Below are 8,802 nucleotides of genomic sequence, written 5' to 3'. Positions count from 1 at the left end.
TTAACGCCAGCGCACAACGGCGCCCTTGTAATGGAGGCGTAGCCGCAATGAAAAGGGCGTCCGGCGGCCACCGGCCGCGAATTGATGCGCCTTGTTATGTTTTACTTGAAATGGCCGTAAACGCCCCAGCCACGACCAGTTATGCCCAGATTCACCAGCAAGTCAGCCTCTTGCTTGCCCACATAGTCTGGATTTTCTGACTCCCAGATTTTGCGTTTAATGTACTTGGCCCAGACTTTTTCGAACTGACTTTCCGGATTTTTGTTTCCATTACAAACCTCGACGAAGCGCTCTTGGGCTGGTGTTTCAGGACTAATTGCCCCGCGCATGAGAGCTGCAAGCCACGAGCCGTATGTGACCAACAGCTCGATCTCGTCCTCGGAAAAGAGTGTATCGGGCACGTTGGGCTGAAACTCCATTTTCCGATATTTCATGTGCTCTGCTGAAGCCACTGATCACTCCAGGAAACATAACGCCGACAACACGCGCGGTTGCGGAATGGAGGCGCAGCCGCAATGCAGTAACCGTCGCCGTGATTGTACTGGTTAGAAGTATTTAGGTTCTCGCAAGTATTTCGATTTCTCATGGAGCCCGAACTCCTTCGTGACATATCCTGAGCCAATCCCCAGCCACTCGTATTCTGAAATCAGTCGAGTTACCACTCAGTTCTTCAATCTTCGATGGAGTGATGGGCACCGTCTTCGCTAACCTCTTTTTGTTGCCGAGACGCTCAACAAGACTTTGCGAATAATACTCGCGGAGAATCCATTGATTCTTCCCATCGATCTGGAGTTCCTCGCATGTAAACAAGCCTTTGGAGGCAGGGCATGTGGTGCAAGCCTCGATAAATGTGGATGCGACGGTCATAGCCTCTTTGCCTACGAACCTGTATTGCGGGATCGATTTTGGATTCTGTTGGAAGAAGTTCTGAATTGCTTTGACAGCATCACGCTCGATACTGGTATGGCTCCTTGCATCCGACAGTCTCGAAAAGTTCGAAACTGCAAGAAGAAATTGCGCCCAAACTGTCTCCCCGTATTTTTCTTTGACGCTCCGGGTAGCTTCAGAAAAATCTGTGCCCGAGAGCAGGAAAATATACCCATTCACGTGGAGCGCCCAAAAGTCATCAAACCTAGAAATCCCTTCTTTCATTTCTTCCCCATGTTCACAAGGCCAACTCACAGGTTGACTCCAAAACTTCTAACGCCGCTCAGCACGCGCGGCTACGGAATGGAGGCGAAGCCGCAATGTAGTAGACGTCGCCGTGACTGGCATGGTTATACCCGGATGTACCGGCACGCCTGAGCTTCGATAAGTAAGTCGGCACCCACAATATCTCGATCTTGTTCGCACTGGACAATTCGAGCCCGGGCGTACTGTAGCTCACGATACTCCCATTCTTTCCAATCGAAGAAGTACATGAATTTGAGACTCATCGGTTCATCCTGGAGCCAGACTTCCTTCCATGACCAAGTGTTACCCGACCGGAATGCGTACATACAGTGCGCACCCTTGGGACCAAATTCGGGGGCCACATCAATTGCCTCAATGTACTCCCCACCAGTCCCTTCTGCGGGGATATAAGGCTGAGCTCGATTCAGAACCAACGCTTCCAGAAGAGCCCGATCAACAAGCTCAAAATCGTCATCCCCATCTTCGAGGAATTGAAACGTGGTATTCCAAGTGTGCAGAGCACACTCCCTATAACGCAGGATAGCTTCCGTAATATCGTTCATAGTCAGGTATAACGCCACGATTCAGCGGCGACCTTTTTGTAGCGAAGCGGAGAAAAGGGCGTCCGGTGGAGGGCCGCCAGGCCCGGAACGAACTGGAATGCTTGGTTATGTGCTCTCTCTGGCCAGCACGCTATACGGTTCATAGCCTAAGTTAAACCAACGTTCCTCGAACTCAATTTGCCGCGACTGAAAAGACTCTAAATGGATGTCCGCCTCATGGCAAAGAACGAACTCAAAGTTTTTGCAGCGAAAGAAGAGGTCGCCTCTGCCCAGTGTGAAAATCCCTCTTTCCTCAGCCTCCGACAGGAATGACGACAATTTCTCCGTGTTTAGCGGTTGGTACTGCCACATGTCATCAATCGAAAGGTTACAGTCCCAGCCAAAGGCCACATGAAGTTCCCGAATACCCTCTCTTGTGAGAAAAGCAGCAAGATAGTCAATTTCTTGCTGCAACTGTGACTCGCTCAAAGGGGCTGGTTCTGACCTCCATGGCTATAGTCCTTTTGCCACATAACGTCGATATTCAGCGGCGGCCTTTGCGCAGCGAAGCGGAGAAAAGGCCGTCCGGTGGAGGCCCCAAAGGGGCCGTAACGAACTGGAATTACTTGTTATAACATCATCTGGCTCTGCGGCGTTTTCTTCTGGCCGGGGCACGGGCGTAGCAAGCAATCAGAACAACAACGCAAACCACCAAAAATACGACGAGCGCTATGAGAAGACCACCTAAAAATGGGTCACACTCCAGCTCACAGCCGAGCAGTCTCGCCAGGAGTCGAATCCCTGCCCTAAACAAAGCGTCAAACAAAACTTCTCCCATGAAACCACTCACCTGTATCGCGGGCGCATCTATTTCCAGTGCTTATAACGCCGCTAAGCACGCGCGGCTACGAAATGGAGGCGAAGCCGCAATGGAGTAGACGTCGCCGTGACTTGCATGGTTAGGTGAGGCCTACGATTAATCACTCCCACTTCTCGTATGCCTCACTGCAAGAGCCACCTAAAATCATGTTGAGGATGCACTCTCTATTTTGATCTTCTTTCGGAGGCTCGCTACCTCCATAAAATTCACATTCGTCCTGATACTGTCGATAGTTATCCGGATTACTCAGATCATCTGTTGCCCTTTTCTTTAGGTTTAAACAGTACTCCGAAGCTCCGTAGTACCTTTCGTTTCCCCCAGGGGCGCGGTTTTGATTGGACGCGCACCCAACCAGCACGACCCCGCAAAAAAGAATGAATAGATGTTTCATAATTCCCTTTAGCACCTAACGCCAGCAATAAACGGCGCCCTGACAAGGGCGTCCGGTGGAGGCCGTAGGCCGTAACGAATTTGATTGCCTTGTTAATGGGTCCTAGTTGCCCAGCATGGCCAGTGCATTGAAAATTGGCTCACCATAGCTCCATATGAGAGCGCCGAAACACGCACAGAATAAACCCAAAATATGAAGCACAGACATGTGCTTGCTGTAGAAGCTAATCCTTCGAAAAAGCGTAGGAGCAAGCTTCACTGATGAATTGGATAGCACGTTATTCATTCTTTTGGCGCGAAACTCTATCAAGATGCCAGCAACGCCGATAAGAGCGCCTGAACGCTCTAGCCATGAGCCAGCTGTTTCCCCGGCCGGTCGAAAAAAATCAACGGTATTAAACACCACCGCAAGGGCCCCAATAGAGAGAAACCAAAGCAGCCCCGCACCGATATTTTGGCGCATTGCGCGAATACACCGTTCGCAAAAGGCCACCGCCTCTGGGTTGTTTTCGTCTCCCATTTGCGGAATTTTCGGCTTTTCTATTTTCACAACATGACCAACATGCAAATCCCATTAACGCAAAGCTCAGCGGCGCCCTTGAAATGAAGGCGAAGCCGCAATGAAAAGGGCGTCCGGCGGCCATCGGCCGCGTACTGGAGCGGTTGGTTATACAGTTTCAAGTAACCAGCCCAACCACCACTCACCAAACCCCCATAGCACGGTTCCTAGAACGATTACGATATGGGAAGTTAAGGCAAGAACAGAATGGAGGCGACCCGGCCTGAGATCAGGGATGCCGCTGCTCCCGAACACTGAAGCACCTTCGCCTTTCAGGGCGGCATAAAGTGCATGGAGCTCATTTTGGAGCAAGGAGTACTCACTCGCGACGCCGAACATGACAACAAGTGCGCCAAAATTCCCAAACCATTTGGGATCTTGAAATATACCCAAAAGAAGTCCCGCCAGAACCATTGTCACAGCGAAGAAAATCATTCCTATTGAGAACCTAAATTTCTGCATCTATGTCTCTTCTGTATAACGCGAAAACGAAGCGGCGCGTCTCACGCGTCCGCCTTCCGTGACTTGTTAGCGCTACCCACATGCCAACTGGCCGAGAAACCGAGTCCAGATCTTTGGCCCCACAAAGTCATTTCAACCTTCATCGGCAGAGAGGCATATTCGCTTTCCGTTATACATAGATACTCGGGAAAAGCTGTGTCCAGCTCTGTTGCATAAAGCCTATAGTCGCAAGAGCGAAAGCTATTTTTGATCTTTTTCGATGCGGAAATCTTAAACGCCATCGGAGTGCCCATCGTTTCGGTGTAAACCGCACCGATACCGTGAACAAGCCCCCCCCAGCTTAAGCCAAATATCACCCAGGGTATCATCAGATACGAGAACGCCTTCATAAATCGCGAGGTTCCAGGCCGAAAATTCGCCTTGCCCGTTGAGTAAGCAAACACTATGGCAACCGAAGCGGACACGCTTATGATTCCGGAAGCGATTAATCCGCCCCGCGACCAACTTGGTAACGGAACGAAATCAGCCCACGCTCCATAGAAGAAAAGACCCAAAGCGACATAGACCGAACTGATCACAGCAAGCCGGGTCAGGGATGGCTCCTCCGCTCCATAAAACTTTTTTATTAGCGACATCTTCGCCTTCCTTGTGCGCTAACGCCTGCATAAACGGCGGCTTTTGCGCAGCGAAGCGGAGAAAAGGCCGTCCGGTGGAGGCCCTTCGGGCCGGAACGAATTTAATGCAATTGTTATAACCTATCCGAACAGTGCCACGTTGATCGTAGGTTTAATGTAAATACGAACACCATAAGGTATTGTTTGGTCCCCGTCATAGCGCGACCCGAAACACCTTGACGCAGCGAACTCCAAATACTCGCCAGTAGCGTCGAGCTTCCGAGCTATCCCAGGGCAATCGATCATCCGCATGGAGAAAATCGGCTTTTCAATGCCCAATGATCGCATTTCAAACCAAACATCAGCGTCGTACTGGTAAATCGTGACAGTAAGCTCAATTCCATGCTCTCGAACTACGTACCTATGCCAAATGCTGTCGTGCTCCACTTCCGGAATCACCTCAAGCACGGTTAGTACATCTGTCTCATCCCAGACCAGCACAGGATCTCCTTGGGTTATAACGCCAATATTCAGCGGCGCCCCGACAGGGGCGTCCGGTGGAGGGCCAAAGGCCCGGAACATACTGCAATATCTTGTTAACTGCTAAAACCTCAGCCACCGAAAGAGCTGTCGCAATGCTATTGCAGAAACCAGGACAGCTATACCCACACCCCAAACCACCAGTTGAACGTTGAAAAGGAAAGTGGCGAATGTGGTTTTGCAGCATGTTTGGCTGGCAAGATAAAGACCAGAAGCCAGCGTCAAAAGTACTGGCGCCACCAAAAGCCGCAGGGCCCCGCCGTTTTCGAAAAAGCGAAACAAGCGATATTGCCTAGGTTCGAAAAACCGCAAAAACAGACCGTACGACAGAATCATTATGCACGCCAGTTCTGCGGCCATGAGGACAGGAACAAGCAGCAAGACAACAAAATAGACTATCGACAACAGGAAAACGGCTACAAATTCCATCTCATTTCGCTATCTAGAGTAGTTAACGCCGCTCAGCACGCGCGGCTACGGAATGGAGGCGAAGCCGCAATGCAGTAGCCGTCGCCGTGGCTGGCATGGTTAAGCATTGGTCCGGCCTGCTCCGATGCTAGACCAAGCCACGAGGACACTGGTTAGCGTTGACGCAAAAAGCATGACTGCGTAGAGGCTCAGATACTTGAGCGAAACCATGCTGCCATCCCAAAATTCGCCAAGCTCATCGAATACAAATACCGCCATCAACACTGCAACCGGAATAGACAGGACCAAGGCAAGCTTCTTACCATAAAACGTCAGTGCAGCTTCAAGCAAAAAGAGAGCCCCGACTGTTACGTAACCAATTGCGAATTCAACATTGGCCGAATTTCCTGAAATGGAAATTGATAGGCTTTCGCCGTGCAAGAGGTCCATGCCAACTACCAAAGACACCAAGCCTGCCAATAGCCACACCAAGCTTGAAATCGCCCTGGCAATACTCCTTACTACCACTCAACCTCCCTGTGCTTAACGCTGAGCACAGCGGCGCCACGACAGTGGCGTCCGGCGGCCATCGGCCGCGTACTGATGCGCCTTGTTATACCTTGAATTTATTAATGAACTCTGACGCTTCCTTTTCCGAAACCACACGGTATGGCGCGTTGTAGTGTGCGTAAAGAAAAGGACTTCCACCATCTCTGTCTGTGACTTTGGCTTGGAGTAGGAATTTAGTACCCACTGGATGTCCTTTCCGCATTTTCGAGGAGCATTCCACGTTCATACCCACATCCAAGCCCTGACCTTCAACAGGCCTTGCCCTTACAGAGCTGCGTGATGCACCACCTTTGTTTTTGAATGTCTCAATGACAACGTCACGATAATGGCTCATGAACTACCTACTACTCCTTACTGCTTTGGGTATAACGCCGCTCAGCACGCGCGGCTACGAAATGGAGGCGAAGCCGCAATGTAGTAAACGTCGCCGTGACTGGCTTTGTTAGGCTCTCGGGCTAATACACTGAAATTTTTGCAAAGATTCACTATGTAAATCTCTGATTAACTCGTAATAGAGCTTCGATTTATGTTCAGTAATCCGATGCCTGAAGTCCATAATCTGTTTGTACAACGCTTGAATTGAGTCGTCCTCGGTTACCCTCATTCTATCGATAACAGTCGATTTCCTATGGATGGCTTCTGCCAATGATTCTGCATTTCCCATAAATTCTGCTTTTTCCATCAGTCCGCGCAAGCGCGAAAAATGAAACGGTAAGCCGAGCTCTACTCTGTACACCCAACATAAGCTAGTTGCCAGGAGTTGTGCAAAATATTGACGCATTGCGCAGGAGTGGTCCGCAGCGAAATCAAGCAGCATGTCATCATCACAGAGAGAGCACACCTCTCGGTCAAATGCGTCGGGATCTTCTTCAAGCTCGAGCAGTTCAGGGCATTCTTCGCCGTAGGCCCAGCGTGTAAGTGTGTTTATAGTCAAAGATTGTTGAGTCATCATAGATTCTACGAATACAGCCTAACGCCACGATTCAGCGGCGGCCTTTACGTAGCGAAGCGGAGAAAAGGCCGTCCGGTGAAGGCCCATCAGGGCCGGAACGAACTGGAATGTATGGTTAGAGTCATTCAGGCTCAAAACCCGGAAATCCATTGTTGGAATACTCTTCGAGTGACCCAGGCTTGGCTCCTCGAACCGTCCAGCTCGAAAGGTAGTCGGGGTCGACTACAACTTCTCCAGTTGACCTGAGACGATACTCGCCCTCATCAGCTGGCAGGATATTCGAGAAATCGGGAGGCAAGTAGAACTCGGTATCACTGCCATTTCGTTTTAGGACAATACCGCTCCCATCTACATGGATGATCGGACCATATACTTGTACCTGGCCAATAAGCTGCTCTTCATCATCCAGTAGGGTGATACCGACGAGCAAAATCTTACCTATGAAACTTCCGATTTCTTCCATTTTTCAGGACTCTAACGCCAAAATTCAGCGGCAGCCCTGGAGTGCAATGGAAGGGCTGTCCGGTGGAGGCCCGTCAGGGCCGAAACGAACTGCAATGACTGGTTATGAGTTGGTGGTAACTTCGTCACAGACGATCTCAGTGTATGTCTCGCCGGAAACACAGAGTTGGTAACGACCGAACTCAACCTGGCTACCTTCGTCTTCCTGAACCCATAGTCTCTCTGCCTCAAGAAGCTCAGCAAGGTTGTCTACCTCTCGTACACCAAGTAGCTGGATGGCTTGATCACCCTCAGAAGACTGGAGTTCAAGAGTTATCTTGTAGCCATCACTCATCCTTGTAATCCCGAGCTCATTAACCAGCACTTCTTTGTATACCTTGCCTATTTCCATGGCCTCACCGTGGCTTCGATTTACTTATAACGCTTGCAGCATGCGCGCCCACGTAATGGAGCCGAAGGCGCAATGTAGTGGGCGTCGCCGTGCCTGCACTGGTTATGTTGTCTGAGATTACTTAGCCTCAGCGCCAACAAATTTCTGATCTGTCTCATCATACTTCAAAAGATGAGTTTCCGAGCCGCTGGGACAGCAGTTGGGGTCGCCCTCTTGATACTTTGGGACGTTCAAAATGAGTGTTTCATCCTCATGAAAATACGCAGTATTATATTCTCGGGATGAAACCTTATACTCGCCTTCATTGGCCACAACCAGATCACCCCAACGTGTAGCAACGACTGGTGTAACATAGACGTTCCCAGCGCCAGCCCCACCTCCGCAACTTTTATCTCCGGCCCATAAGACACCAAAGGCCTGAACCTCGGCCCCATGCTTGACCAGTTCAAATATCCGGAGATCTTTCTCAGCCTCGTAAGTGGCACACGTTACCGTACTCAAATATTTCTCCATTAAAGAAGAAACGTTCCGGCCATCATCAGCATATCCAAGCCCTGAAGAAACCATCAGTACCAGTCCGGCAATTTTTCTGATCACTACTAACTCCTTAAATTTGATTGCATGGAAACATAACGCCGCTCAGCACGCGCGGCTACGGAATGGAGGCGCAGCCGCAATGTAGTAGACGTCGCCGTGACTGGCATGGTTATAAATCAGTTACACCTGTGCTCATGAGAGCACTATTTCCAGAGAACCCAAACCTCTCGTACAACCCGTGCGCATCACGGGTTTGCAACACCATTTGGGTGCCCTTAATGGCCGGGTGGGCGGCCAAACACTCCATGATCCACTTACCAAG

At 50.3% G+C, this 8,802-nt stretch carries 15 protein-coding genes; all 15 read right to left on the bottom strand.

The genetic code is table 11. The features are described from left to right. Nucleotides 1-101: 101 nt before the first annotated feature. Nucleotides 102-452, bottom strand: coding sequence for a DUF413 domain-containing protein (maoP, locus tag ACJO5Y_RS07690; RefSeq protein ID WP_061333867.1), 351 nt, complete (start codon nt 450-452; stop codon nt 102-104). Between the two features lie 130 nt (nt 453-582). Beyond that, nucleotides 583-1,152 carry a hypothetical protein gene (locus ACJO5Y_RS07685; RefSeq protein WP_406985852.1) on the bottom strand — a complete coding sequence of 190 codons (570 nt, stop codon included), beginning with the start codon at nt 1,150-1,152 and terminating at the stop codon, nt 583-585. A 125-nt stretch (nt 1,153-1,277) separates the two neighbouring features. Then, on the bottom strand, nt 1,278-1,736 hold the full coding sequence (locus ACJO5Y_RS07680; protein WP_406985850.1) for a hypothetical protein: 459 nt from the start codon (nt 1,734-1,736) through the stop codon (nt 1,278-1,280). A 105-nt stretch (nt 1,737-1,841) separates the two neighbouring features. Then, entirely contained in the window at nt 1,842-2,204 is a 363-nt protein-coding gene (locus tag ACJO5Y_RS07675; RefSeq protein ID WP_406985848.1) for a hypothetical protein, read from the bottom strand. An 884-nt stretch (nt 2,205-3,088) separates the two neighbouring features. Continuing rightward, nucleotides 3,089-3,535: a hypothetical protein gene (locus tag ACJO5Y_RS07670; RefSeq protein ID WP_406985846.1), complete on the bottom strand. Its 447-nt coding sequence runs from the start codon at nt 3,533-3,535 to the stop codon at nt 3,089-3,091. Between the two features lie 117 nt (nt 3,536-3,652). Then, entirely contained in the window at nt 3,653-4,006 is a 354-nt protein-coding gene (locus tag ACJO5Y_RS07665; RefSeq protein WP_406985845.1) for a hypothetical protein, read from the bottom strand. Between the two features lie 41 nt (nt 4,007-4,047). Continuing rightward, nucleotides 4,048-4,641 carry a hypothetical protein gene (locus ACJO5Y_RS07660; protein WP_406985844.1) on the bottom strand — a complete coding sequence of 198 codons (594 nt, stop codon included), beginning with the start codon at nt 4,639-4,641 and terminating at the stop codon, nt 4,048-4,050. 120 nt (nt 4,642-4,761) lie between these two features. Beyond that, the gene (locus ACJO5Y_RS07655) at nt 4,762-5,202 is read right to left on the bottom strand and encodes a Ypar14, super integron cassette (RefSeq protein ID WP_406985843.1); all 441 of its coding nucleotides are present in this window, start codon (nt 5,200-5,202) and stop codon (nt 4,762-4,764) included. Between the two features lie 21 nt (nt 5,203-5,223). Beyond that, the gene (locus tag ACJO5Y_RS07650) at nt 5,224-5,589 is read right to left on the bottom strand and encodes a hypothetical protein (protein WP_406985842.1); all 366 of its coding nucleotides are present in this window, start codon (nt 5,587-5,589) and stop codon (nt 5,224-5,226) included. Nucleotides 5,590-5,688: 99 nt separating this feature from the next. Beyond that, nucleotides 5,689-6,096, bottom strand: a complete 408-nt coding sequence (locus tag ACJO5Y_RS07645) for a hypothetical protein (RefSeq protein ID WP_406985841.1) — start codon at nt 6,094-6,096, stop codon at nt 5,689-5,691. An 85-nt stretch (nt 6,097-6,181) separates the two neighbouring features. Next, nucleotides 6,182-6,472, bottom strand: coding sequence for a hypothetical protein (locus ACJO5Y_RS07640; protein WP_406985840.1), 291 nt, complete (start codon nt 6,470-6,472; stop codon nt 6,182-6,184). Nucleotides 6,473-6,580: 108 nt separating this feature from the next. Then, nucleotides 6,581-7,090, bottom strand: a complete 510-nt coding sequence (locus tag ACJO5Y_RS07635; RefSeq protein ID WP_406985839.1) for a hypothetical protein — start codon at nt 7,088-7,090, stop codon at nt 6,581-6,583. 121 nt (nt 7,091-7,211) lie between these two features. After that, nucleotides 7,212-7,553, bottom strand: coding sequence for a hypothetical protein (locus tag ACJO5Y_RS07630; protein ID WP_406985838.1), 342 nt, complete (start codon nt 7,551-7,553; stop codon nt 7,212-7,214). A gap of 102 nt (nt 7,554-7,655) precedes the next feature. Continuing rightward, on the bottom strand, nt 7,656-7,943 hold the full coding sequence (locus tag ACJO5Y_RS07625) for a hypothetical protein (RefSeq protein WP_406985837.1): 288 nt from the start codon (nt 7,941-7,943) through the stop codon (nt 7,656-7,658). A 117-nt stretch (nt 7,944-8,060) separates the two neighbouring features. Then, nucleotides 8,061-8,540 carry a hypothetical protein gene (locus ACJO5Y_RS07620; protein WP_406985836.1) on the bottom strand — a complete coding sequence of 160 codons (480 nt, stop codon included), beginning with the start codon at nt 8,538-8,540 and terminating at the stop codon, nt 8,061-8,063. Nucleotides 8,541-8,802 lie beyond the last annotated feature (262 nt).

The sequence above is a fragment of the Marinobacter alkalisoli genome (assembly GCF_045449855.1).
In the GTDB taxonomy this organism is placed as follows: Bacteria; Pseudomonadota; Gammaproteobacteria; order Pseudomonadales; family Oleiphilaceae; genus Marinobacter.
This window is presented reverse-complemented; position numbering and strand designations above follow the sequence as displayed.